General features: G+C 59.0%; 24 protein-coding genes and 1 riboswitch. Of the genes, 16 read left to right on the forward strand and 8 right to left on the reverse strand.

Features of this window, described 5'->3' with window-relative positions; translation table 11 throughout:
- Positions 1-27 precede the first annotated feature (27 nt).
- Entirely contained in the window at positions 28-960 is a 933-nt protein-coding gene (locus SB822_RS18745) for a DMT family transporter (RefSeq protein ID WP_410855373.1), read from the reverse strand.
- A 130-nt stretch (positions 961-1,090) separates the two neighbouring features.
- Here SB822_RS18745 and SB822_RS18750 point away from each other — a divergent pair, with 130 nt between their 5' ends.
- A complete protein-coding gene (locus tag SB822_RS18750; RefSeq protein WP_114223897.1) occupies positions 1,091-2,017 on the forward strand; it encodes a LysR family transcriptional regulator in 927 nt (308 codons plus the stop codon).
- A 142-nt stretch (positions 2,018-2,159) separates the two neighbouring features.
- On the opposite strand, the gene SB822_RS18755 is transcribed toward SB822_RS18750, so the two are convergent.
- Positions 2,160-3,437: a D-amino acid dehydrogenase gene (locus SB822_RS18755; RefSeq protein ID WP_410855374.1), complete on the reverse strand. Its 1,278-nt coding sequence runs from the start codon at positions 3,435-3,437 to the stop codon at positions 2,160-2,162.
- A gap of 146 nt (positions 3,438-3,583) precedes the next feature.
- Positions 3,584-3,674, reverse strand: a riboswitch (glycine riboswitch).
- 296 nt (positions 3,675-3,970) lie between these two features.
- Here SB822_RS18755 and speB point away from each other — a divergent pair.
- Positions 3,971-4,948, forward strand: coding sequence for an agmatinase (gene speB / locus SB822_RS18760; RefSeq protein WP_086919291.1), 978 nt, complete (start codon positions 3,971-3,973; stop codon positions 4,946-4,948).
- Positions 4,949-4,959: 11 nt separating this feature from the next.
- Here the strand turns inward: speB and SB822_RS18765 are convergent, their stop codons facing one another.
- Positions 4,960-5,883, reverse strand: coding sequence for a LysR family transcriptional regulator (locus tag SB822_RS18765; RefSeq protein ID WP_007584231.1), 924 nt, complete (start codon positions 5,881-5,883; stop codon positions 4,960-4,962).
- 227 nt (positions 5,884-6,110) lie between these two features.
- Between SB822_RS18765 and SB822_RS18770 the strand changes: the two genes are divergently transcribed.
- Positions 6,111-7,250 carry a branched-chain amino acid ABC transporter substrate-binding protein gene (locus SB822_RS18770; protein ID WP_410855375.1) on the forward strand — a complete coding sequence of 380 codons (1,140 nt, stop codon included), beginning with the start codon at positions 6,111-6,113 and terminating at the stop codon, positions 7,248-7,250.
- Positions 7,251-7,274: 24 nt separating this feature from the next.
- Here the strand turns inward: SB822_RS18770 and SB822_RS18775 are convergent, their stop codons facing one another.
- Entirely contained in the window at positions 7,275-8,201 is a 927-nt protein-coding gene (locus SB822_RS18775; RefSeq protein ID WP_079490969.1) for a LysR family transcriptional regulator, read from the reverse strand.
- Positions 8,202-8,394: 193 nt separating this feature from the next.
- Here SB822_RS18775 and SB822_RS18780 point away from each other — a divergent pair, with 193 nt between their 5' ends.
- The 3 genes from SB822_RS18780 (at position 8,395) to betA (ending at position 13,283) form a co-directional block, all read left to right on the forward strand.
- Positions 8,395-9,903, forward strand: a complete 1,509-nt coding sequence (locus tag SB822_RS18780; protein ID WP_410855376.1) for an aldehyde dehydrogenase family protein — start codon at positions 8,395-8,397, stop codon at positions 9,901-9,903.
- Positions 9,904-10,021: 118 nt separating this feature from the next.
- Positions 10,022-11,548: a purine-cytosine permease family protein gene (locus SB822_RS18785; protein WP_410855377.1), complete on the forward strand. Its 1,527-nt coding sequence runs from the start codon at positions 10,022-10,024 to the stop codon at positions 11,546-11,548.
- A gap of 43 nt (positions 11,549-11,591) precedes the next feature.
- Positions 11,592-13,283, forward strand: a complete 1,692-nt coding sequence (gene betA / locus SB822_RS18790; RefSeq protein ID WP_410855378.1) for a choline dehydrogenase — start codon at positions 11,592-11,594, stop codon at positions 13,281-13,283.
- Positions 13,284-13,514: 231 nt separating this feature from the next.
- Here betA and SB822_RS18795 read toward each other — a convergent pair whose 3' ends face one another.
- Positions 13,515-14,360: a DUF3667 domain-containing protein gene (locus tag SB822_RS18795; RefSeq protein WP_410855379.1), complete on the reverse strand. Its 846-nt coding sequence runs from the start codon at positions 14,358-14,360 to the stop codon at positions 13,515-13,517.
- Between the two features lie 446 nt (positions 14,361-14,806).
- Between SB822_RS18795 and SB822_RS18800 the strand changes: the two genes are divergently transcribed.
- The 5 genes from SB822_RS18800 to SB822_RS18820 all read left to right on the forward strand — a co-directional run bounded on the left by SB822_RS18800 (position 14,807) and on the right by SB822_RS18820 (position 18,434).
- On the forward strand, positions 14,807-15,451 hold the full coding sequence (locus SB822_RS18800; RefSeq protein WP_007584238.1) for a hypothetical protein: 645 nt from the start codon (positions 14,807-14,809) through the stop codon (positions 15,449-15,451).
- Positions 15,452-15,564: 113 nt separating this feature from the next.
- Positions 15,565-16,173: a hypothetical protein gene (locus tag SB822_RS18805; RefSeq protein ID WP_410855380.1), complete on the forward strand. Its 609-nt coding sequence runs from the start codon at positions 15,565-15,567 to the stop codon at positions 16,171-16,173.
- Between the two features lie 100 nt (positions 16,174-16,273).
- The gene (locus SB822_RS18810) at positions 16,274-16,762 is read left to right on the forward strand and encodes an NUDIX domain-containing protein (protein WP_007732346.1); all 489 of its coding nucleotides are present in this window, start codon (positions 16,274-16,276) and stop codon (positions 16,760-16,762) included.
- A gap of 109 nt (positions 16,763-16,871) precedes the next feature.
- Positions 16,872-17,885, forward strand: a complete 1,014-nt coding sequence (locus SB822_RS18815; protein WP_410855381.1) for a Gfo/Idh/MocA family protein — start codon at positions 16,872-16,874, stop codon at positions 17,883-17,885.
- A gap of 231 nt (positions 17,886-18,116) precedes the next feature.
- Positions 18,117-18,434: a hypothetical protein gene (locus tag SB822_RS18820; RefSeq protein ID WP_007584242.1), complete on the forward strand. Its 318-nt coding sequence runs from the start codon at positions 18,117-18,119 to the stop codon at positions 18,432-18,434.
- 727 nt (positions 18,435-19,161) lie between these two features.
- Here the strand turns inward: SB822_RS18820 and SB822_RS18825 are convergent.
- Complete coding sequence (locus SB822_RS18825) at positions 19,162-19,617, reverse strand: hypothetical protein (RefSeq protein ID WP_410855382.1); 456 nt, start codon at positions 19,615-19,617, stop codon at positions 19,162-19,164.
- On the opposite strand from SB822_RS18825, the gene SB822_RS18830 reads away from it, so the two are divergent.
- The 3 genes from SB822_RS18830 (at position 19,616) to SB822_RS18840 (ending at position 22,851) form a co-directional block, all read left to right on the forward strand.
- Entirely contained in the window at positions 19,616-19,843 is a 228-nt protein-coding gene (locus SB822_RS18830; RefSeq protein WP_410855383.1) for a hypothetical protein, read from the forward strand. The genes SB822_RS18825 and SB822_RS18830 overlap by 2 nt on opposite strands.
- Positions 19,844-21,542: 1,699 nt before the next feature.
- Positions 21,543-21,833: a hypothetical protein gene (locus tag SB822_RS18835; RefSeq protein WP_410855384.1), complete on the forward strand. Its 291-nt coding sequence runs from the start codon at positions 21,543-21,545 to the stop codon at positions 21,831-21,833.
- Between the two features lie 304 nt (positions 21,834-22,137).
- Positions 22,138-22,851 carry an ABC transporter substrate-binding protein gene (locus SB822_RS18840; protein WP_410855440.1) on the forward strand — a complete coding sequence of 238 codons (714 nt, stop codon included), beginning with the start codon at positions 22,138-22,140 and terminating at the stop codon, positions 22,849-22,851.
- Between the two features lie 29 nt (positions 22,852-22,880).
- On the opposite strand, the gene SB822_RS18845 is transcribed toward SB822_RS18840, so the two are convergent.
- Positions 22,881-23,084 carry a hypothetical protein gene (locus tag SB822_RS18845; protein ID WP_410855385.1) on the reverse strand — a complete coding sequence of 68 codons (204 nt, stop codon included), beginning with the start codon at positions 23,082-23,084 and terminating at the stop codon, positions 22,881-22,883.
- Between the two features lie 282 nt (positions 23,085-23,366).
- Here SB822_RS18845 and SB822_RS18850 point away from each other — a divergent pair, with 282 nt between their 5' ends.
- The gene (locus SB822_RS18850; protein ID WP_007584279.1) at positions 23,367-23,786 is read left to right on the forward strand and encodes a DUF3830 family protein; all 420 of its coding nucleotides are present in this window, start codon (positions 23,367-23,369) and stop codon (positions 23,784-23,786) included.
- Positions 23,787-23,968: 182 nt separating this feature from the next.
- On the opposite strand, the gene SB822_RS18855 is transcribed toward SB822_RS18850, so the two are convergent.
- A complete protein-coding gene (locus SB822_RS18855; RefSeq protein ID WP_410855386.1) occupies positions 23,969-24,292 on the reverse strand; it encodes a DUF4148 domain-containing protein in 324 nt (107 codons plus the stop codon).
- Here SB822_RS18855 and SB822_RS18860 point away from each other — a divergent pair.
- Positions 24,291-24,533 carry a hypothetical protein gene (locus SB822_RS18860; RefSeq protein ID WP_144267941.1) on the forward strand — a complete coding sequence of 81 codons (243 nt, stop codon included), beginning with the start codon at positions 24,291-24,293 and terminating at the stop codon, positions 24,531-24,533. The genes SB822_RS18855 and SB822_RS18860 overlap by 2 nt on opposite strands.
- The last annotated feature ends 24 nt before the right edge of the window (positions 24,534-24,557 follow it).

Consider the following 24,557-nt stretch of genomic DNA (forward strand, 5'->3'; position numbering starts at 1 on the left):
TACAGACGTCGGAGAACCTCTGCCTCGTTAAGCCTCATTCGAAATCACCGGATGCATGTCGACCGAAGTGCCGTCACTTCTTTGCCAACGCACTGTCGCAAGCACCGAGGCAAATACCATCAACCCACCTCCGACCCATCCCCAGACAGACAGGTGCTCCCCGAGCCACGCATACGCGAACAGCGCACCAAACGCCGGTTCACTGCCCATCAGCAATGCTACGCGCGTTGGGCTACTGCGCTTGACGGCAAAGTTCTGCGCGAAGAATGCAAACAGCGTGCACGCAGACACCAGATAGCCGATGCTCATCCAGAAGCTGCCATGCCCAGCTAGCGTTGGCAGTGCAGGCCACGGCTGCGACGGACACACCAGCGCTGCGATGACACTGCCGAACGCGACGGTGCCCGCCTGAACCGCCGTCACCGACAACGGAGCGAGCGTCGAGTCGCGCATCACACGCCCCGTCACGCACATCATCACCGCGCGGAGCAGCGCAGCCAGAAGAATCAGCGCATCGCCTGCAGTCGGAATGAACACGCCACCACTCACCAACGTGGCGCCGGCCAACGACACTACGACGGCGATACCCTCAACGTGCGACGGCTTTCTATGCAGCAGCGCCCATTCGACGAGCGGCGTGAGTACGACACACAAACTGATGAGAAACGCTGCGTTCGAAGCACGGGTCAACGATATTCCAAATGTCTCGGCCAACAGGATGCTGAGCAGTAGCGCACCCGTGCCGAGCGTGCCGATCAGTTCGGACGCCTTCGCTCGCCGGAGCGAACGCAACGCGGGCGACAGCACGACAAACGTCAGCCCAAAGCGCAGCGCCAACAGCCCCAGCACGGGATAGAACGCGAGCGCGCCTTTCGCGACCCCATAGCTTGTGCCCCACACCATCGCGACCGCGAGCAGCATCAGGTCGGAGATCCAGAGCAAGCGCTTTTGTTTCGACATGGCGGACCTTCAATCTCGATTCGAACAGTCCAGATTGTCGAGTATTGCGTGCAAAACTATAATTGGGTCTCGCGGAACATCTTTTATGTCACAGATGCACAGATGCGTTCGGCCGGTGTGAGCACGACAAATGAATCCCAATGAGCTTTTTGCACTGTTGCCGGACATGGCGACTTTTGCCCGCGTCGTCGACGCAGGCAACTTCTCGGAGGCCGCGCGCCAGCTGGGCAGCACGCCGTCGACGGTAAGCCGGCAGATCAAGCGCCTGGAAGAGGCGCTTGGCACGCGCTTGCTGGAGCGGTCGACGCGCAGCGTCCGGGTCACGGATTCGGGCGCGCAGGTCTACCGGTATTGCCGCGACATGGTGGGCGCGGCGTCAGGTGCCGTCGATGTCGCGGGACAAGTGGTTGGCGAGCCGCGTGGCAAGGTGAGCGTCAGCGCACCGGTTGCATTCGCCAAGTCCGTCATCCATCCGCTGATCCCGGGATTTCTACGTAGCTTGCCGGACGTGGACGTCCAGTTGATCTTCGCCGACCGCGAAGTCGATCCGCTGCGTGATGACGTCGATATGGTGATCCGCCTGACCCGTTCGCCTCCGTTGGGCCTGGCCGCCCGGCGGCTCGGAACCGTGAAGTGGTTGCTATGCGCGTCGCCCGCTTATCTCAACGTGCATGGGACACCCGTCGTGCCACGCGATCTCAGCCGGCACGAATGCCTGTATCTCGGAGAAACGGTTGACGACAATCGATGGCATTTCCGGCGCGGCACCGAGACGCAGTCGCTGGAAGTAAGAGGGCGCTATATCGCCAATCATGCGGGCGCCCGCCTTGAGGCTGCGTTGCAGGATCTGGGCATTGCGGGCTTGCCCGACTTCGCCGCTACAGAGGCACTGCAGCAAGGCAGCCTCGTTCAGGTGCTCGTCGACTGGGAATTCGAGGCGCGCTCTTACATGGGTCCCGTCTGGCTGCTGTATCCGCCTAACCGTTTCCTTCCGTCGAAGGTGCGAGCGTTGATCGACTACCTCGCAAGCCACCTGCATGACGCTGTGGATGAGTGAGCGGTCTCGCGCTACGTCATGTTTGACCGTGACGCGGTGCGGGAAATTCGAATGGGATGGGTTGGTCAGCCGGAATGGGCGACCTGCTAAAACTCGAGACCCCGCGCCGCGCGGGGCCTGTGCTGTCGGCTGGAAACGCTTATCAGACGTTGACCGGCAGGCCTGTTCGCTTTCTCGCGGGCTTCACGCTCATTAAGTTGGGCATACTATTGGCCACGAGTTCTGCAACAGCTTCCGCAGTCGCTGCCGAGAGGGTCCACCCCAAATGCCCGTGCCCAGTGTTGTAGAAAATATTGCGTCGGCGACCGGAGCCCACTTTGGGCAGCATGCCCGGCAGCATGGGGCGCAGGCCAGCCCACGGAATGACGCGCGCCGTCGACATACCCGGAAAATGCGTGCGTGTCCAATTGACGAGGGGCTGGATTCGATCCGAACGGATGTCACGGTTCAGGCCGTTCAACTCAGCCGTTCCAGCAACACGGAAGCGATCGACGCCGAGACGGCTGGTCACAATCTTGGCGTTGTCGTCAAGCAGGCTGACCCAAGGCGCGGCGTGTTGGCTTTTTGTGTCTTCGAGGCAGACCGTGATCGAATAACCCTTCACCGGATAGACGTTCACGTGGTCTCCCACATACGCGGCTAGCGCACGACTTCCGACACCCGCACAAATCACTACCCGGTCGAAGCTTTCCGTATCAGTCTGACTTTCGTGCGCGAAAGCAATCCTCAATTCACCCTCTGCGGCCTCGGAAATGGACTGCACGCTCGTGTCGTAGCGGAACTCGACACCCAAACGCACGCAGGCTTCAGCAAGACCACGCGTGAACTTGTGAATGTCACCGGTCGAATCCGACTCGGTGAAGAAGCCGCCGTGGAACTGCCCGTGAAGCGCCGGCTCGAGGGCGCGGATTTCGTCGGGTGTCACCGGGCGCCGGTCAAGACCTCCTTCACTTAGCAATGCATTGACCTTTGTCGCGGCGTCGAACTCCTTGCGGGTGGCATAGAAATGCAAGATGCCACGTCGTTCCAGGTCGAAATCGATGTGCTCCCGCTCCGCGATCGAGAACATGTGCTCACGTGCAGCGATGGCTAGCCGCACCGTTTCGATCGTGTTGCTGCGATAGTTCGGAATCTGGCGCAGGAACTCGCCGATCCAGCTGTACTTGTGCCAACTCGGTCTCGGATTCATGAGGAGCGGAGCGTCGCGGCTAAACATCCAACGCAGGCCTTTCAGCACCGTGGAGCGGCTGTTCCAGACCTCAGCGTTGCTGGCCGATAGTTGACCGCCGTTGGCAAATGACGTTTCCATTGCCGCATAGCGATGACGTTCGAGAACGGTGACGCGGTAACCGCGCCGGGCGAGGGCATAAGCAGTGGTGACGCCCGTAATTCCGGCGCCAATGATGGCAATATGGGACATGACATGGTCCAGTGTTAGTTGAGCATCGCCGGCCGATGATTACCGGCGTCAATGCCCCATCTGTCCATGTACCTGAGAGTTTCGCTAATACCGGTTACGGTAATAGCTCCCCTTCGGTGGGCGCGCATGCGCCGCTCTCCAGATGTTCTCGCTGCACGGTCCTTTTGCCTGAGAGTTTCCGGGGCGGTTGCTCCGTCGGCGTCGTCGCGGGTGGACGATCTCTCCCGTGCTTCGTTGTAGAACAGCGCAAGGCTACTACCTCAAAGAAACGACAGCAAGTCTTTTCAAATAGACGGCAGTCAACTTCCCGCCCGGGTGCGTAGCGGCTCTATCGCGATCTGGATGTGTCCAGAAATGCTTCGGATTTTCCCGAAGTGCGTTTCTGATTTTTGGCATTTTTCCGTCGAATTTGTTTGCATAGACTCCGTTCCAGATGCACCGCCTGCCTGTCACAACGGACGACGCCGCGGCGGTGACGAGGGCGCCTGGTGCGCCGCACCTATCTGAACGAACAACAGGACGAGTGCCATATCATGTCTGAAAACAGTTACGAAACCGGTCGCCTCAATTTGCCCTTTGTTGGAATCTGCACGTTCGCGAAGTCTCCGCTGTGTCTTGACTGGGACAAAATCGATGCGGATGTCGCGGTGATGGGCGCTCCTTTCGACTGCGGTACGCAGTGGCGGGCGGGTGCAAGGTTCGGTCCGCGTTCGATCCGGGATGCATCGACGCTGTTCTCATTCGGACACGGCGGCGCGTACGACTTCGAAGACGACGTCGTCTACTTGCCCAGCAACGAAGTTCGCATTGTCGATATCGGTGATGCGGACATGGTGCACACCAACACGGAGAAGAGTCACGCCAACATCGAGTACGGCGTGCGCAAGATCCTGGCGGCTGGGGCGTTGCCGGTGGTGATGGGAGGCGATCACTCGATCAACATTCCGTGCATCAATGCGTTCGAAGGTCAGGAGCCGTTTCACATCGTCCATATCGACGCCCACCTCGATTTCGTCGACGAGCGCCATGGTGTGCGCCATGGTCACGGTAATCCGCTGCGGCGCGCGGCGGAAAAAAGCGTGGTATCGGGCATGACGCAAATCGGCATCCGCAACGTGTCGTCTACTGCGCGCGAAGGTTATGCCCAGGCACGCGAGATGGGCTCGGACATTATCTCGGTGCGCGACCTTCGACGCCTCGGCATCCAGGGCGTCCTGGACCGTATCCCGAAGGGCGTGCGCTATTACCTGACCATCGATATCGATGGCTTCGATCCGTCGATCGCGCCCGGCACGGGCACGCCGAGCCACGGCGGCCTGCTGTATTACGAAGGACTCGAACTCTTCGCTGGCCTTGCTGAGCAGGGTGACGTGATTGGCATCGACCTCGTGGAAGTCGCACCTGACTACGATCATTCGGGCTCGACGTCGATCCTGGCGGCGCAACTGCTGCTGAATACGATTGGCCGCGTGATGCATCAACGCAAAGTCAAACGAAACCTGTCCCGTTGAGTTCTCGTTAGCTATTTGCTGCTGCGTGCGGCCCGGTTGACTTTCCTGGCCGCCGCTCGCAGCTGGTTGCAAAAAGCCTGCACGACGCGCGCCGATTCAGCGCCTTTGCGCGTGATGATCTGAAAGTCCAGATGTGTCACATAGTGCTCAGGATCGATGCGTGCCAGTAGTCCACCGTCGACCCAAGGCTGCGCATAGTGAGGCGGCAGAAAGCCCACATAGTTGCCCGACAGGATGAGCATCGCGCGGCCTTCGACGTTGTCGACCGAGGCCGCGGCCTGTGCCATGTGCAGCAGCTTGAGCTCCTGGCTGCCGAGGTAAGCACGCGCAGCGAGGCGTTGTTTGCCAAGCACCGACAACGGGACACGGCCGCCCGCCCGCTCGTATAACGAGTGGGTCGATGCGCAGTAGAGCCCCTGCTCCTCTCTATAAAGTGGCAAGTAGTCGAGACCGGGAATCTGCGCGGGGAATGGCCCCACGGCCAGATGCAGGCGCCCGTCCAGCACGTGCTGCTCCATGCTGCCAGGTGTGTCGATCTGCACATGCAGACGGACGTCGGGCGCCATCTGGCCGAACTCCCGGATCGCTGTCGGCAGCGGCGAGTATTTGTCGGTCAACGTTGCTTCGATCATGCCGAAGCGCAATACACCGGAAAGCTGATTGCGCAACGTACCTGCTTCCATCTGAAACGTATCGACCGCACCGAGCAGACGCTGTGCGGCGGCGTGCAGCTCCGCCCCTTCATCTGTTAGCCGGAAACCCGCGCGTCCGCGCTCACACAGTCGTAGTCCGAGGCGTGTCTCCAGCTGCGACATGTATTCGCTGATGCTCGATGCGCCAATGTTGAGAATCGGTTGCGCTGCGGCGAAGCCGCCGCAACGGACGATGGTTTCGAAGATCCGCAACAGCTTGAGATCTGTGTCCTGAACTTGCATCGTGCGGTCCCTCGGTTACTTCGGAAATTACCGAAATGTGTTTCATCAATGGTGCATTTTATTGGGGAATTTGGCTACACAGAATTGCTGTCAACTGCACTGCCGTGGGTTCCATGAAGGCAAACGGACAGTGGGGTCCGATGGGAAGTTTTCCAGGCCAAAGCGCAACGCGTCCGCCACCTCCGGAGGCAGGGCGATTTGATACTTCACGATGTGAGGAGAGCACGATGAAAAAATTGCACGCAGGTGCATGGTTGACCGCAGTCGCCTTGAGCATGGTGTCGGCGCACGCGGCGACGGAGGAGCAGGTGGTGAAAATCGGCTTGACGGGACCCTTGACTGGCCCGCAGGCCGCCATTGGCAAGGACGATGAAAACGGCGTCAGGATGGCGATCGAGCGTCTGAATGCCCAAGGGCTAGTGATCGGCGGTCGGAAGACCCGTTTCGAACTGGTCTCGCAAGACGATGCCGCCGATCCGCGTACCGGTATGACGGTTGCGCAGCGCCTCGTCGACGACAACGTGAAGGTCATCTTTGGGCCTTTCAATTCGGGCGTCGCGATTCCGATTTCAAACCTGGTGAATGTCGCGGGAATCGTGATGGCGACCGTCGCATCGAACCCGTCGATCACGCAACACGGCTATCCGTTCGTGTTTCGCATCTCCGCCAGCGACACGCAGCTTGGCAGCCGCATGGGCGAATTTGCGGCCAGGAAGTTGAAGATCAAGCGGATAGCTGTGATCGACGACCGGACAGCATACGGCCAGGGTCTCGCCGACGAATTTATCGACGCAGCCAAAGCCAACGGCATCGAGATTGTGGATCGGGAATATACGACCGACAAAGCGACCGATTTCGTCTCGATCCTCACACACATCAAGGGCGCTCACGCGGAAGGGATTTTCTACGGCGGCTACTACGCGCAAGCCGGCGCGCTGCGCAAACAGATGAAACGCCTCGCGATGAACGGTTACCTGCTTGGCGGCGATGCCATGTGCAATGCCGAACTGGCAAAAGTCGGCGGCGACACGGTCGATGCCGGCGTGTATTGTCCGCAAGGCGGCCCCGTTCTCGACCAGACTCAGGAAGGGCGGCAGTTCAAGGCGGATTACAAGCAGCGCTTCCATACGGACCCATTGACCTACAGCGCTGCGTTATACGATGGCATGAACATCGTCGCGCGGGCCATGCAGAAGGCCAATGCCATCGAGCCGGCACAGTATCGTGCTGCACTCGCCGGCATCGATTTTCAAGGGGTTTCAGGGCACTATCGATTTGACCAGAACCGCGATCTGAAGGACTCGCCAATCACCATTTATACCTATCGAAACGGTGAGCCGACGCCGCTGGCATCTTCCCAGCCCTAGATCGAAGCGGACGCTTCGCAATCCCTACGTCGCGTCCGCTGCCTGCTGGGCCAGACGGTAGCTTTCCATCAGGTCCATCATGAATACCTGCAGGATGGTAGGGGGCACGGCGGCCCGCTTCGTGATTGCGCAGAATGGCCATCGGCTGCCGAACTGGTCGGGGCATATATGATGCATCTCGTCGCGCGCGACCCATCGGGCAGCGTAATGGATCGGCAGAAATCCGATGTACGCGCCCGATAGAATCAGGATGGCCTGCGCCTCGATGTTGTCCACGGTCGCTGCGGCTTTGCTGACGCTGAGCATTCGCAGGTCGTGCTGCTGCAGATAGCCGCGCGCGACCACGCGGCTGGACGCGATGGCCTGTTTGAGTGAGGCATCGTCGGGTGGGAGGCCAGCGAGCACATGATGCTTCCCGCAATACAGACCATCCGGTTCGCCATAGAGGTCGGTGTAGGTGAGGCCTGGTACGTGCAGTGGAAAATGCCCGACTGCAATGTGCAACCGGCCATCGAGTACGCGCTCCTCCAGTTCGGCAGGCATACCGACGTAGACATCCAGATGCACGTCGTGCCCCCTCGATACGAACGCCTGCAGTGCCTGCGGCAGCGGTGAAGCCGAGTCGGTCACCGTGTTGTCGATGATGCCGAGGTACAGCCTGCCTGAGACGTTCTTCTTCAGTGCATCCGTGTCCACACAGAAATTCTCCACCGCCAGTTGCAGTCGCTGCGCGGCCTCGTAAGTCGCCAGGCCATGTTCGGTTAGACGAAAGCCGCTGCGCCCCCTCTCACAAAGCTTGAGCCCCAGGCGCGTTTCGAGCGTCGTCATCTGTTCGCTGATAGTCGACTGGCTGACGTTCAGGGTTGCCTGGGCGGCGGAAAAGCCGCCGCATCGCACGACTGTCATGAAGACCCTTAAAAGCTTGAGGTCCACGTCCTGCAACTGGATCACTGTCGTCGCTCCGTTTAGCCCGCTTGCTTCGATATTTCCGATATGAATATCTGATCCACGTGATTTTTCCCCGCGGCCGTGTCGCTCATAGTCTCTCAAAAGGCCGCGCTGCCACAAGCCAGGTTTATATCGACGTTTTCCGATGGCCCACCAGAGGCCGTGCAGCAGTTAATCCGTAACACAGGAGACAATGATGGATAAAGTCGTACAAAATTATCTGGAGACCTTCGGGATCTGCGAAGCGACTCAACGGTTTCTCACCAAGCCGCAGAAGATGTTTATTGGCGGTGCCTGGGTTTCACAAGGCGACCGCGAGTCGTGCGCGGTGCTCGAGCCGTCCACGGGGGGCGTGATCACGCAGATTCCCCTGGCGACGACCGCCGATCTGGATCGCGCGATCGAAGCTGCCCGCAAACAATTCGACGGGGGACCGTGGCGAAAGCTCAAGCCTCTTGAGCGTGAACGATTGCTCCATCGCCTCGCCGATCTGATCGAAGCGAATGCAACCGAGTTAGCCGAGATCGAATCGATCGATGTGGGCAAGTCAGTCGCCAATGCACGTGACGTCGACGTGCAGGGCACGATCGACACCTTCCGTTATTTTGCAGGTTGGGCGTCAAAGCTCCATGGCCGCACGGTAGAACCCTCCCTGCCTGGCAATTATGTTGCCTACACACGCAAGGAACCGATTGGTGTCATCGGCGTCATCGTCCCCTGGAACTTCCCGCTGCAAACGATGGCGTGGAAGGTGGCGGCCGCGCTTGCCGCGGGTTGCACAACCGTCATCAAGCCGGCCGAGCTGACGTCGCTGTCGACGCTTCGCTTCGCGGAGTTGGTGCACGAGGCCGGGATTCCAGACGGTGTCGTCAACGTCATCACGGGGCGAGGACGCGATATTGGAGCGGCGATGGCTGCCCATCCGGGTATCGACAAGATCACGTTCACGGGTTCCACCGAAGTGGGCCGCACGGTCGGGCACGCGGCCGTGGGTGGCATCAAACGCATCACGCTCGAACTGGGCGGCAAATCGCCGGTGCTGGTGCTGGAGGACGCCGACATCGAGGCGGCTGCCCAAGCCGTAGCAAACGGCATCTTTTTCAATTCCGGACAGGTGTGCGATGCGGGGGCACGGGTGTACATCCAGCGCGGCATTCACGACAAGTTTGTTGATGCGTTGGTCGAACACACGCGTCAGATGAAGATCGCGCCCGGCCTCGATCGGGATTGCTTCATCAGCCCGCTTGTTTCCGCGCTCCAGAAGGATCGTGTCGAGTCGTATATTGAAGCTGGGCGACGCGAAGGCGCGGAAGTGGCGTATGGTGGCCATTTACTGGATCGGCAAGGCTATTTCGTTCAGCCGACGATCTTTGCGCATTGCCGCAATGACATGAAGATTGTCCGCGAAGAAATCTTCGGTCCCGTGCTGGTGACCGCACCCTTCGACGATGTCAGCGACGCGTTGTCGCTCGCGAATGACTCGCCATACGGTCTTGCCGCCGCAATATATTCCAACGACCTGAACCACGTACATAGACTGATTCCGGAGTTGCGCGCCGGCACGGTCTATGTCAACGCGCACAGCACCATCGACCCGTCGATGCCATTCGGTGGATTCAAGGAATCCGGCTTTGGCAAAGACCTCGGCCCCGAACAACTCGATCATCTGATGGAGAGCAAGGCGGTCTGGATCACGTTGCACTGAGCCGTCAATCCGCCGGCGGCGTCCCAATCGAACGTAGCCCAGCGAGCGGGTGTCCCGGCGTGGCATGCATGACCGGTCTATTCTCATTCCATCAACCTCTCACTCGAGTCAGGGGTACATGATGCAAGCAGCAGACGATACAGTGAAAGGCACCGTAGCGGGAGTTGAGCACGGCGCCATCGAAGGACATTCGATAGACTTTATTCCGGATAACGAACGAACGGACAGACTATCCAGACAGGGACCGTTCTGGTTTCTGGGTAATTTCACTTTCTTTACCATGACCATTGGCTTTGTGGGTCCCAGCATTGGACTGAGCGCGCTGTGGACCACCATAGCCGGCACGCTGGGCATCATGTTCGGCACCTTGTTCATGGCTTTTCACGGATCGCAAGGTCCTCACCTTGGCCTGCCGCAGATGATTCAGTCTAGAGCGCAGTTCGGCTATCGCGGGGTCATCGTCGTGCTGTTGGCTACGCTATTTGTGTTTGCCGGATTCAACATCGTCAACCTCGTGCTGATGATGCAAGGCCTCAAAGCACTGTTCAACTGGGACCCCGTCAAGGTGGCGCTGGCTGTGACCCTGCCGGCTTCGATTCTGGCGATTCTCGGTCACGACTGGATGCACCGGAGTTTCAAATGGGCGTTGTATCTGTCGCTGCCCCTTTATGGACTCGTCACGGTGGCCGTGCTGTTGCATTGGGTGCATGACGTGCCGCTCCCCGGTGTCGCGCCGGGGGTCGCTCCACCGCCCCCGCTGGGCTTCGGCTGGATCGCTTTCATCGCACAGTTCGCAGCGGCGGCCAGCTACAACATCGCCTACGCACCGTATGTATCCGACTATTCGCGCTACCTGCCGAAGAACACGCCGAGCGGCAAACTGATTGCGGCCGTGTTCCTTGGTGCATCGCTGTCGGGGGCGTGGATGATCGCGATTGGCGGCTGGCTGGCGGACCATCTGCAGGCGACCGACGTGCTAGTCGCGTTGAATCAGGTGGGTAACGATCTCGCACCGGGGATGGGCAGCGTTGTGGTTGGCGTCACGATCCTGGCATTTCTACCCGTCATCGCGATGAACATATATAGCGCAAAACTGACCGCGATCACCGCAGTTGATTCATTCCGGAAACTCCAGCCTACCCCCAAGACTCGCATTCTCGCGATTATCTTCGTGGTGATCCTTCAGCTCGGTGTGGCGCTTAGCATCTATACGTCGGGGAAAGGTCTTTCCGTCCTGAATATCTACCTGGTCGTCATGCTGTATTTTCTGGTGCCCTGGACCGCTGTCAATCTGACGGACTACTTTTTCGTCCGCAAGGGGCGCTACGCCATTCCACACTTCTTCCTGCCTCATAACAACCTGTACGGGACATGGGGCTCGCGCGGTCTGACTGCTTACGCGATCGGATTCGTTTCGATGATTCCGTTCTTCTGCGTGCTCGACGGCGCTAACGAGGTGTATGTCGGGCCGCTTGCCCGCGCGATGGGCAGCGTCGATCTGGCCTGGCTGGTCGGTCTGTTGGTATCCGGCCTCGCGTACTACGCATTGTCGCGCTCACTCGATCTGAAGCACGAAGAGTCTGTTATCGCCTCCATCGAGAAGACATCACCGCAGTACACCACCGGCGACAAAGGTCGCTACTGAACCATAGACGACCCCATCAAGATTCAGGAAGCAGGCAAATATCATGGCTACCGAGCAATTCGATTACATCATTGTTGGCGCTGGATCGGCCGGGTGTGTATTGGCCAACCGGCTCACCGAGGACCCGGCGGTCCGCGTTCTGGTGCTGGAATACGGCGGAAGCGATCGCAGTGTCATCATTCAGATGCCGAGCGCATTTTCCATGCCGATGAACACTTCGAAGTACAACTGGCGCTATCAGACCGCCCCCGAAGCTCATCTGAATGGCCGTCAATTGCATTGCCCGCGCGGCAAGGTGCTGGGCGGATCGTCGTCGATCAACGGCCTCGTTTATATTCGCGGCCACGCTTACGACTTCGACGAATGGGAGGAATTGGGTGCGCGAGGCTGGGGCTATCGCAACTGTTTGCCGTATTTCAGGCGCGCTGAGAGCTACAAGTTCGGTGGCGACGATTACCGGGGCGCAGCCGGACCACTGTCCACGAACAATGGCAACAACATGGCGAATCCGCTGTACGGCGCGTGGATCGAGGCAGGCGCAGAGGCCGGATACATCAAGACAGAAGACTGCAACGGTCATATGCAGGAAGGCTTCGGCGCAATGCATATGACTGTCAAAGATGGTGTGCGCTGGTCTACTGCTAATGCATACTTGCGCCCGGCAATGAAGCGGCCCAATCTGTGCGTGGTGACGAATGCGATGACCCGCCGCGTGATTCTCGAAGGCAAGCGCGCGGTTGGGGTCGAATACGATCAGGGCGGAAGGACGCACGTTGCGCGATGCCGTGCTGAAGTATTGATCGCCTCGGGTCCGATCGGTTCGCCTCACCTGCTGCAACGTTCCGGAATAGGGCCGGCCGAGGTGCTGCGCAAGGCTGGGATCCAGGTAAAGCATCACTTGCCCGGCGTGGGCGAAAATCTGCAGGACCATGCGGAAATCTATATTCAGTATGCCTGCAAGGAGCCCGTCACCCTCAACGCGAAAATGGATCCGTTCAGCAAATTCATGATCGGGCTTCGGTGGCTCTTGTTCAAGGATGGACTTGGGGCAAGCAACCATTTCGAGGCCGGTGGATTCATCCGTTCGAAAGCGGGATTGCGCTGGCCTGACATTCAGTTCCATTTCCTGCCCGCCGCCATGCGCTACGACGGCGACAAGCCGTTCAAGGGACACGGGTTCATGATATTGACCGGACCGAACAAGCCGAAGAGCCGGGGCTACGTCAGGACGATGTCGGCAGATCCCTATACGCATCCGCAACTCCGCTTCAACTATCTGGATCACGAAGAGGATCGCGAAGGCTTTCGACGCTGCGTCCGGTTGACGAGAGAAATCATCGGGCAACCGGCGATGGACCGGTTTCGCGATGCCGAACTCGCTCCCGGCCCGCACGTGCAAACGGATGAGCAAATCGACGCCTTTGTCAGGGCGAACCTGGAAAGCACGATGCATCCGTGTGGTTCGTGCCGCATGGGGGAGGATGACATGGCTGTGGTCGATTCCGAGTTGAGGGTGCGTGGCATGGAGGGCTTACGAGTCATCGATTCATCCGTATTCCCGACCGAGCCCAATGGCAATCTGAACGCACCGACGATCATGCTCGCCGAGCGTGCGTCCGATCTGCTTCGCGGGATCCCTATGTTGCCCGCGTCCGACGCAGATGTGGGCCTGGCCGAGGGGTGGGAGACACGGCAACGTACGCATGCGCCGGCACGAAATCTGTTTGTCGAGTAGCTTGGATGCGGGCTCGGAGAACCGGGGGCGTTTTCCGACGATCAGGTAGAGATGATGCAACCCCCATGACCGAAGAGCGTTAGCCAGGGCGCGGCGGGCGACCGTCGCATGCTATACGGACTTCGGTCATTCGTTTTGCCATGCTGAGGGACGGCAATGGGGCGATCCGAGTAGGTCGGGCGATCGTACAGAGCCGATCAGCTTCTCAGGCTCGACGTCGATGTTCCGCGCTTACGCCGTGTATAGCGTGATCAGAAAGATTGCGAACCGATAGCCTGGAACGATGAGGCCCGCCGCCAGCGCCATAGCTGCCGCCTTGACGAGCCGCGTTATGCCGTGAGAGCCGAACACGGGTTTTAAAGCAAGAAACACATAGCCGCCACAGAGGCCAAGATTGATGATCGAAAGAAGGTTGTCGACGACGGGTGAAGCGAGGCCGAGGCCGCCTAGACGCATCTCGATGGCTGCGACGGCCAGCGCGAGCGAGAACAGCAACAGCAAGAACGTATAGAGATGCAGTGAGAAATAGACAAAGGTAACGAATGGCTTGCGCGCACGGAGGAAGGTCATCCGTAACAACAGGGTGAACGGAACCACCATGAGAATGATGAGGGACTTGGCATTGATCACCGCAGCACGGTCGAAAGTGGACGTGTACTGGGGCAGATCCGTCCGTAGCTTCGCGACGCGTTCGGCCACCAGCGACCGCGCGAGCGGACTCCAATCCTGATGATAAAGATGAGACACCAGAGTCGAGCCGAAGATCTGGGTGTCGGTCAGCGACTGCATCGCGAAGAAGAACGCGTTTGCGATGAGAAACAGTTGGAACGGCGGGACATAAGGCATGCGCTTTCCATTCAGATGCGCGACCGTCAGCTCGCCTGGATGACGTAGCAATGCCCAGAACGTGCGAAGCAGGCGCCCGTCGATGCTCGTCGCCGCGTGCAGGACCTTTGCTCCGATCCCGCGCAGCGTAAGGTCGGGCGGCCGAAGTGGGCTCTCGCCGCACATCGGGCAGAAAGGCGTGGTGACGTGAATGGCACACGTCGGACATATCCAGGGTTCGGTCGCAGACATGATTTTCTCCGTTGGACCGCTTGTGTATATGGCGCTGTGTTATCGAAGCAGTTTGCGCCTTTCGAGACCTCCTCGCCGTTTTGTGACGCGCTCCAGAACGAGACGACGAGCGGCTCCGCCGAAGGCCGGCATGCGGTGCGCAAATGCGCGGCAAAGTGATAACGCTTCTGCTCCGAAAGCTGCCGCCTACCCGATCGGGCGTCCACCGGTTCGAGCGGCCTATAATCTGTTGTACGCACGCCCTCTTGCCGTTGTGTGGAGCGATCCAAACGGCATCTGGCGGCAGGGTGGCGGCACGAGCCGTGCCATTGCCGCCGCGGAAGCTGGTAACAGGCGAATAGCGCAGAACAGGAACGTAAGCACGTTCAGACGCGTGAGCGGCAGTGGCGCCCAATTTCGGTCGTTATGCCTAGCCGTTCGCGACAACCTTGCTGCAGAGAAATCCAATGAAGAAAGGAAAGACGAAACTTACCCGCCATGATGCTGAGCGCCTTTTCGAAGGACTGCCTGCCGGGAGCGTGAAAACATCGAGCCGGCCTGAGAACCCATTCGAAGCAGGGGCGTTCGACGTGGTTGAGCGCGTGGACGAGGAGTCCAAACTCTGGAAAGACAACCTCATTTCACTTCCGATGGCGATCGAGTTGCCTGCCGGCTACGAGTCGATATCTCGCATGCGCGAGTCGATGGTGAAAGCGTGGCGCGTGAAGTGGGTGAGGGAAGGTAAGAGCGAGGTTGTCACCGACTTTCCGGAAGGGTGGACAGCCGTTCGCCCGAAAAGCGGCCCCATAGAGTTGCGAGATCCGTCCGGCGTGGTGCGCGCCTTGTATGGGTGGGCCGAGGATGCCGAGCTCAGGATTCTGCCGCGGTACCTGGTCGAGTCACAGACGAACAGTTCGAGCGGATTAGGCAGCTTGCTTGTCCGTGATCGCATGAACGGTCAAATTCTTGAGCGGTCGTCGATCTGGTCTGCCCAGACTGGTACGAACCATCCAGATTGGACCAGGCTGTCGGTATGGCTCAAGACACACTATCCACAGCATCACGACCCGCTTCGGTACTGGGAAGATTGCGAGCGCAACGTCCAGGACTGAGCTGGTTTGTGGGGCATGGTTCTCGCGTCTGCTGCGCCCTGTTGAGCGGAGGCAAAAGCAGGGGGACGGCGTGATGATGGCGGCTTCCGAGTGTATGAACAGACGTCACTGCAATGGTAAACATTGACCACGATGCCGCTTCGATATTTGGAGTTATCGGTTCAGTTGTATCGCTCTTCGCAGCCGTTCCCTACGGGCTCGCGATTCTCAGGCGCACCGTTCGTCCCCATCTTTTCACGTGGTTAATCTGGTCGATCGTCACGACCATCGCGGCTGCTGGTCAATTTGTTGCGGGTGCGGGCCCTTCTGCGTGGTGCACGGCGGCGATCGCCGTAACATGTATTCTGATTTTCTTGGCGAGCATCTATCGAGGTGAGAGAAGTTGGACAAGATCCGACTGGATGTTTCTTGGGGCAGCGCTGTTAGCCATACCTCTTTGGATACTGACTGAAGATCCGACTCTCTCCGTCTGTCTGGTGACGCTCATCGAACTTGCGGGCCTCGGTCCGACGGTCCGCAAGACTGTTCGCGACCCTTGGGGCGAAAGCCTCGCCTATTTCGTTTTGTGCGTTGTCAAATATGCTCTTGCAATACTGGCCCTGAGACAATGGACGGTGGCAGTCGCTTTTTATCCAGTTGTCAACATCATGGCGTCAGTCGGCATCTGTTTGCTGATGGTTGTTCAGCGTTATCGTCTCCGCTCTGGGAGCGCCTTCCGTTAATCGAATCGGGACATGGTGTGATAGACGCGGAATGACGGAAACCGCACTAACGCGGCGCCCCGGAAGATCCTCTAGCCATGAAACCAAAGGAGAGAAGTCAATGCCGAGCCTTGAGCGAGTGCGACCGGCCATGTTTATCGACTTTGTCTGGCGCATGGTGCTTCGCCTCGGATATCGATTCGCTCGCGTCTGGTGGCAGCTTCGGCGGCCTCCTCATGAGGGCGCGCTAGTAGCCATCTACGTCGGGCGGGCACTGTTGCTCGTGAAGTCATCATACCGTCCCGAGTGGAATTTCCCCGGCGGCAGTCTCCATCCCGGTGAGACGCCTGATGCGGCGGCGCGGCGCGAAATGGAGGAGGAGATTGGTCTGTCGTCGTACGCACTACGCCCCGCGGGCAGCGTCTGCGGCAATTGGGAGGGGCGAAGAGACCGGGTGCACTTCTTCGAACTGCACCTCGATCGCATGCCCGAACTGCGGCTCGATAATCGGGAGATTGTCGCGGCGCATCTGGTATCGCCGGAGGAATTGCACGGCATCGCGCTGACAGGGGCGGTCGTTGCGTATCTCGGCGGAAATCTCGGCTGTTAGTACACTGGCGTGACCGGACGCTTCTGGTCCTCGCGGGCTCATGGACTTGCCGACTCACGCGCTTGTTCCACCTGCTCTCTTCAGAGACTCAATCGGAAAAGGGAATGTCATGGCAAAGAATGAAGTTGTCTGGGGGATCCTGGGCGCCGCGAAGATCAACGACAAGGTTGTCCTGCCCATGCACAACGCGCCGAAGTGTCGGGTGAAAGGAATCGCGTCGCGATCCCCGGAGAAGGCTCGTGAAGCTGCAACCAGATATGGTTTGAGTGTCGCATACGACAGCTACGAGGCGCTCCTCGCGGACCCGGAAATCGACGCGGTATATATTCCGCTACCCAATCACATCCACGTGGAATGGACGATCAAATCCGTCGAGGCGGGCAAGCACGTCCTGTGTGAGAAGCCGATCGGGCTGGACGCGCAACAGGTTGAACAACTCATCGCTGCGCGCGACAGGAGCGGTCGATGCATACAGGAAGCCTTCATGGTTCGCACGCATCCGCAATGGTTGAAGGTGCGGACCTTGATCGACGAAGGTGCGATTGGCGAATTGCGGGCGGTGACGGGCGGCTTCTCCTATAACAACACGAACCCTGACAATATCCGCAACCAGAGCGGAATGGGCGGCGGCGGTCTGCTCGATATTGGTTGTTACCCCATCACAACGTCACGCTTCGTTTCCGGGTCTGAGCCAAAGCGCGTGGTTGCACTGATAGAGCAGGATCCGGTATTCGACGTGGACCGGCTCGGCTCCGTGCTGATGGACTTCGACGGTGTGCAGGCGAGTTTCTTTTACTCGACTCAGACCCACCCGTATCAGCGGATGCAATTTCACGGGACCAAGGGGCGGATCGAGGTCGAGATTCCATTCAATGCACCAAACGATCGACCGACGCGTCTGTTAGTGAGTGAAAACACAAGCGCCGGTGTCGGGACTGATCGCTGGCTGGAAATTCCGGTGTGCGATCAATATGGCGTCGCAGCCGCCACGTTCGCGGAGGCGATATTGAGTGGCACCCCGCAGGCTATTCCGCTAGAAGATGCGCGCGCAAATATGCGAGTGATCGATGCCGTGTTTCGCTCGGCGCGATCGGGTGCGTGGGAGAGAATTCTGGAAAGTTGAGGTGCATCCGCTTTGGCTAGTGGCCTGTACCGTGGTAAGTGTCTGGGCGTCGCACCCCATTACTTCGATTGACCGTTTGGATAGGTTGATGCCGATCGCATCAGGCTTGGATCTGCGACGCGTATTGGTTTAGTGCAGATAAGAGCGCGGCATAGTGATTGCTCAGTTCATGGTCGAGCAGGCGGCGATCGTCTGCGTCGATATTCCAGTTCAATCAAGGAGGAACGGATCATGAACAAGGCAACCAGCGCATTAATCGCGGCCGTCGCGGCGCTCGCGCTGTCGGGCGGCGCTTATGCACAGACAGCTGGTGGCACGGCCGGTGGCGGTTCGTCGAGCCATGGCAGCACGTCCAGCCCGGCAACGAACCAGATGAACGACTCAACGAGCGGCTACGGCACGCCTGGCGCGACCAACTCGGACAGCGGCATGAGCGCCGGGTCGCCGAACTCGGGCATGCAGCAGGGTCCGAACAATAGCTCGACGCCCGCTCCCAAGACCAACAATACGCTTGCGACTCCGACCACAAAGTCGCCAGCCAGCAATTAAGGATCACATCCCGGCGCAAGTGAGCGCAAGCGAATAAGCGCTTGAATCGTGTAGGGCGCAAGAGAAACTGCGACGGCCGCCATAGATTCGCGCCTGGCAGGCGCCGGTTACTACGACCGACCTACACGGTTCCATGGGGTCGCGCGTCACGGACAGGCCATTGTGGGCCACGTGCGGTTACTCGCCACGGCGAGTGAATCGTTGAGTCCACCACTTGTCTCTGGAAGCGCTGATTTCTGTGGATTCACACCTCTATCCCGTTTTCTCGAAGTCGGGCACACAATTCGACATGTCGATCTCGTGCTAGCTCAATCAGACGGCTTTGCGCCATTGGCGTTGACAGGATATTTCGATGCTGGGCACTGGGCTTAGTCGAAGACGAGACACACCGCATGTTACGAACTAGTCCTGGCCACCTTGCGAAAGCCTAAACCCGTTCGTTGAATGTGCTTTCATCGCAGGCGGCCGCGCCTTCGATGAGTTCCAGACATAGATGTCGAGTGTAACCGGCATGCATTGTATGAGCCGACACGAGGGGCACGGCTACTCAAGTAGAGACTGACTGGTGCCATGAGCGGATGCAGAATGACACAACGACTTTAAGTCGCACATCACCCGAGCGGGTAGTGAGTGGGTCAAGTGTGATCGCGGCGCTTGCGACGCTCAATCCGGTAAATCGATCACATAGAAGCGCAGCGGGCCACCATCGATCTCAACCTCTTTCTTTTCAGCGGCGACGTTGTCCCATCCTCTGACGGTCTCCTCTGCCTTCACTGTTGCATCTTTGGCTTTGTCGAACTTGTACACGGTCATCGGCTGAAGCAATGACGTGCAAGTCCAGATCGGCCGCTTGCATATGTTCCTTCAGCATGCCCAGGCTGTGGTCGAGGCACACCTCGAAGCCGAGCGAATGCTTCATACCCCCCGACCCCGAGGTGATCTTGTTCTTTTCAAAGAGGCTGAGCTCTTCCAGGCTTTGCTCGTAGTGGGCTTTCGACGCGGTCGTCGTCTTGTCCGATGCTTCATATGTCATATAAGGTTTGATCGGGATGTTCCTCGACTTCACCCCTGCAACGGGCGTTCGCACGGGGCTAATGGCCTGCTGCACGCTTTTGATCGCATCGGCGACTGTTTCACTCGTGATGCGTTCCTTGAAGACAATCGTGCCGGGAATCAGGAGCATGCCGGGGCAACTGCTTGCCATCGACTTGATTTTCTCGAGAATTCAGTCGCGCCTGAGTGTCGTCATGGCGGTTGTACCGGTGTTGTCTTTGCGAGGCTGCGTGAACAGAAACTCGGGCGCAACAAAGATGCTCGAGAGTACGCCGTCGGCGGCTTTTGAACTTAGCGTGGCTGCCATCTCCTTAGTTGCAGAAACGGCCTTCCCCAGAGGGATCAGCGTCTCGTGAGAAAAATTCCGCTTTGCGTGTGTGTCTCGCGACCACTATCCCACCAGGACTTTGCCCATCACTTTGGCCCTAAACGTCCGTGATTTCCGGGATCGCCGCATACCGCGGAGACCCGTCGCCTGAGCATGCAACTTCAGCGTGCGCGCCGCCCCGGCCAATCTGGATGGGGATGCGCCAACAAGCCAAAATACGTTATAGAGGAGCGCCTACCGCGCGGCAAGGTCCATCGCAAAAGCTGCCGTTGAGGAAACGCGGGCGCCAAAGTCCGAAGCGGGTCGACGGACTTCAGCGCGCCGATGAAGCGTGGGTTCAAGGTGCCGCCCTTACCTCGATGACGGATCGACGGACCGCTTCGGGTCGAGGCCTCCGACTCCCACCACGGAAGCCAAAGGCATCGATCGAAGGGGAACACGAACAGCAGTCGCGGCTTGACTGAAGAGGTATGTGTGCGACTGATGTCATCGATTGTTGATTCGTCTTGCCCACGGGAGGACTCGACGTCAATCGGAGCCATTCGTAGCGCTTGCAGCGCGCCGTCTTCAACGCAAACTGTCGTCCGTCATCAGCGGCGGTGGTATCCCCAGCCCCTGTGCCAGCCACCGCCCTGCCCATTGCCATAGCCATAGACGACGGGTGGCGCTCTATACGCGACTGGCGGAGGATTGGACTGATAGACATAGGTACCCGGCGCCCCATAGGCACCCGGTGGTGCATAGTGGGATTGGTAGACTACCGGCGGTGGTGGCGCAGGAATCGGCATGTAATAGCCACCCGCATTGGCTTGAGCCAAAGCTGACGAGGGTGCGCAGACGGCCGCAGCGATTGCCAGCAGTGAGATTGCGTGTTTCATGATGTGACTCCCCTCGGTTCGCCAATTCGCCCCGACTGTGGGATCGCCATTTGAAGCATAGTCGCTCGACGCAGCAGCAATGAAACCGTCCGCGCTCATCTGTAACGGTCGGTAACGCGCTTGTGTCCTCGCCGGCAAGCACGACCGGTAAGCCAGACGGGAGGCCATCAATGACCGCGACGGTCTTGGTCAGCCAAGGCCGGTCATGCGTGGCTTCGGCAAGGCACTCTGCATCGTCGTTAGCCGTTTAATGGTTCGGAGTCGTCGGCCGCCGTATGGCCACCTGTTGAAAAGTGCGTGGCATGAAAGCACTCGCAGGCCGCTATACCCCACGAAGCGGCCATTGATGCCACGCGATAGTGAGCGGCCTGTGAGGCTCGATTCAAGTCTGTCGCATGAACTCCGCGCCCGAAGCGATTCATCAGGCCGGACCGGGAGACGCACTGCAGACTCGGGTCCATTACTGGTCACCCCGAAAATCGAAATTCACCCTTGCGAATAATGCGCTTAATTATCAGCGACAACGTTCCTAAACTTGTCGTCGGCTGCCACGGGCTCGATCCCGCGCTGTGGGGGCGATGTGCGTCCTCAATGAGGTGCAATACCGGCCCGAGAAGCCTCATTGGCTAGCGCATGAAGTGATTGGGGCATACAGGGCACCGTGTGTCTAAACGAAGTGCCGATGTCCGCTAAGACCCTTGAGCGGAGATCTGTAGTCGGCACCACGTGTGCCACTGCAAACGATCGCGTGAGATCGGTCGCCACAAGCCGTGGCATACAACGAACGCCATGGAGAAATACCAATGGACCATTGCGTCTAATTTCCAGTCCAATCAGGAGGAACAGATCATGAACAAGACAAGCAGCACATTGCTCGCGGCCGTCGCCGCACTCACGCTGTCGGGCGGCGCTTATGCGCAGAGCAACAACACGCTGGCGACCCCGAGCACCGTGTCGCCAGCCGCCAAGGCAACGAGCGACTACGGCACACCTGGCGGCACCAACTCGGACAGCGGCACGGGCACCCGTTCGTCGAACTCAAGTGCGCAGAGCACGAACAGTAGCTCGACGCCCACCTCTAGCGCTTACGGGGTCAACAACACGCTGGCGACTCCGAGCACCGCTTCGCCCGTTAAATAACAGCAGTCAAGACCGACAACCCGGCGCAACCAAACGCAAAGCTGCCAGACGCTTCAATTGCGCAGAGCGCGATTGTAAGTGTGGCTACGCCGTCGCTATGTGCGGTTCGTTCGCCATACGCCAGTCAGGCGAACGGCCGCTGTAGCGATATGTAGGGGGGCGCTCCGGGGTCGACACCGGTCTGTCTGCCATGGTGATGTAGCCGTCGCCGCGACAACCCAGGCAGATCACTGCGAATGCGACCTAGCATGTGGGCTCGAGCGCGCCGAGCGGTTCGGATAGTCGCGGCTGACGACTCATTGCGATTCCGTTCCCTTGGCTCGCGGAATTGTCGAGGGACGGACATCTGCTTGAACTCGAGAACCTGCAGGCCGAAAGCAACTTTTCGGGATCGGATTTCTACGAAGCTATTTGGGCGGCAAGCTGGTTCGACAGAAAGCTATACGCCATTCCGCTGCATCCCACTGTGGACTTTCTATGGTACAGGCAGGATTTGCTGGAGGCTGAAGGACTCGACCCGCCTCGCTGTTTCGACGACGTGCTTCGTATTGCAGAGCGCATGCATCGGCCGCGCCTTGGGCGTGCGGGCATTACGTGGAATGCCGCTCCGGGTTTGCCGATCGCGGAAACGTTCCTGCAAATTCTCGGCGCGCAAGGCGCAGCGGAATTCGATGATGGCGTCCGGCAGGTCGATACGGAGATGGGCCGACACGTCATTGAATACCTCCGCGCGTTGATTCCATTTTCCCCTGCTCGGGTGAGCAGTCTGGACTGGTCGCGCAATGCCCGGCTGTTCGGTGCGGGGAAGGCGGCTATGTGCTACCACTGGTCGAACCGTTACGGCGTGCTCGACAGCCACGCGTTGCTGCAACAGGGCGGGCGCGTGGGACCGCAGCTTCATCCGACTTACGCATCGACATGGTGCCCGTGTCGCCGCTCGGTGGTGCATTGCTCGCGATTCCGGCGAGCAATCCGGAACCTGCTGCGAGGTGGGCATGGCGGGCCATCGAGACGCTGACATCGTCCGAGCTCACAAAATATTTCGTGCTACACGGTGCTGCGGGAAGTACCCGCCAAAGCGTTGCGGAAGACCGTTACGTCAAGCAACGCAATCGCGTCATTGCAGTCATCGATCGACTCGCAGGTGACCGGCAGATCCAGACAATCCCGTCGCCGGCGCTCGCGAACTATCGTGATATGACTCAAACCTTGAGTGACTATCTCGAACTTCTTTTGTTCGATGGCGTTCAAGACATACGCAAAGGACTAAGGGCGCTTCAGCGCGCGCTGGCGAACGGATCCAGGCGAGAGCGATCGGGGGCAACGCGCGTCTGGATTCGAATCGACAGAAGAAGCGTCTTAGTGAAGCCTGCAAGGCGGGTCGGGACACTGTCACGTATGCTCCAAGCTATAGTCAATATGCTCGACAAGTCGTCAGTAACAGCGTCAAATTGCGCATGAAACGGCTTTCACTTTCACCCGGTCGACAAGGACCGGCGGCCCCCCAACGCGCATTCGACTCTCAACGACAACATGAAAAAGATCATCGTGAACGCCGGCCCATTCCGCTTCGTGGGCCGGCTGGAAGAAGAAAAGGCACCGCGCACCTGCGAGCGCTTCATTGAATTGCTGCCGTTCAGGAACAAAGTGATTCATTCCCGCTGGAGCGGCGAAGCCGTATGGATCCCGTTGGGCGACTTCGATACCGGCCTCACGTTTGAAAATCACACCAGCCACGCATCACGCGGGGACATCCTTCTGTATCCCGGCGGATTCAGCGAAACTGAATTCCTGTTCGTCTACGGCAGCTCGATCTTTGCGAGCAAAATGGGCCAGCTTGCCGGCAACCACTTCTTTACGTTGCTCGAAGGCCATGAGCATCTTGAGGCGTTCGGCAAACTCGTGCTGTGGGAAGGCGCGCAGGACATCGAGTTTTCTCTGGCGGACAACTAGCGGTTTATCGATGAAGCCGTGAATCGCTCCCATGACGATCGACCGTTGTCCGGCAGGGAGACTGCGTTAATAAGAATGGCCTGACCGTCTGACGACGATCAGGCCGGGCCATGCTGATGGCAGATCGCTAGCGGCGTGCTACAGCCGAAGAAGCTCGCGGCAGGCCGGCGTCGTTGGCAGGCTTACTGTCCGCCAAAGTAGATCTGGCGCATTTCGTCTCCGGACGCCGGACGGGTCGTTGCCCGAGATCCGGACGAGGACGAGACAGAAGCGGTTCCTCCGTATCCGGTCGCGCTGTTGGCTGCCGACACACGCGCTTCAGCAGCCTGAATATCTGCAGGGTAATTGGGGTTCTCGCCTTTCGCGGGATCATAGCCTGCCTGTTCCAATTGCTGCAGTTCTGCACGTACCTGCGCTCGCGTTGCAGTGGCATCGGTCTGCGAGAAGGCGGCGATCGGCATTGCCAACGCTGAGGCCGCCACGATTGTGAAAACGAACGATTTCATGATCAGCTCCTTCTGGTCGTCGGTATTCTTCAAAGGAATGTGTTCCCGCGAAGCCACTGACGCTCAATCTGGCAAAACTCTGAACTATGCACGCGCATACGAATGTCACCGTACGCCATGCACACCGCCGATGGACACATCGACACCAACAAGACGATTGATACAGCCTGCAACGCAATATCTGCTGCAGGCGCGTGATGAAAAGCATGGTGTCAATTCCCTGCCCTGGTCGCACGTGTAACGGCACAAGGCGACGATACTCACC

This window comes from Paraburkholderia sp. SIMBA_054 (genome assembly GCF_046534875.1).
GTDB lineage: Bacteria > Pseudomonadota > Gammaproteobacteria > Burkholderiales > Burkholderiaceae > Paraburkholderia > Paraburkholderia hospita.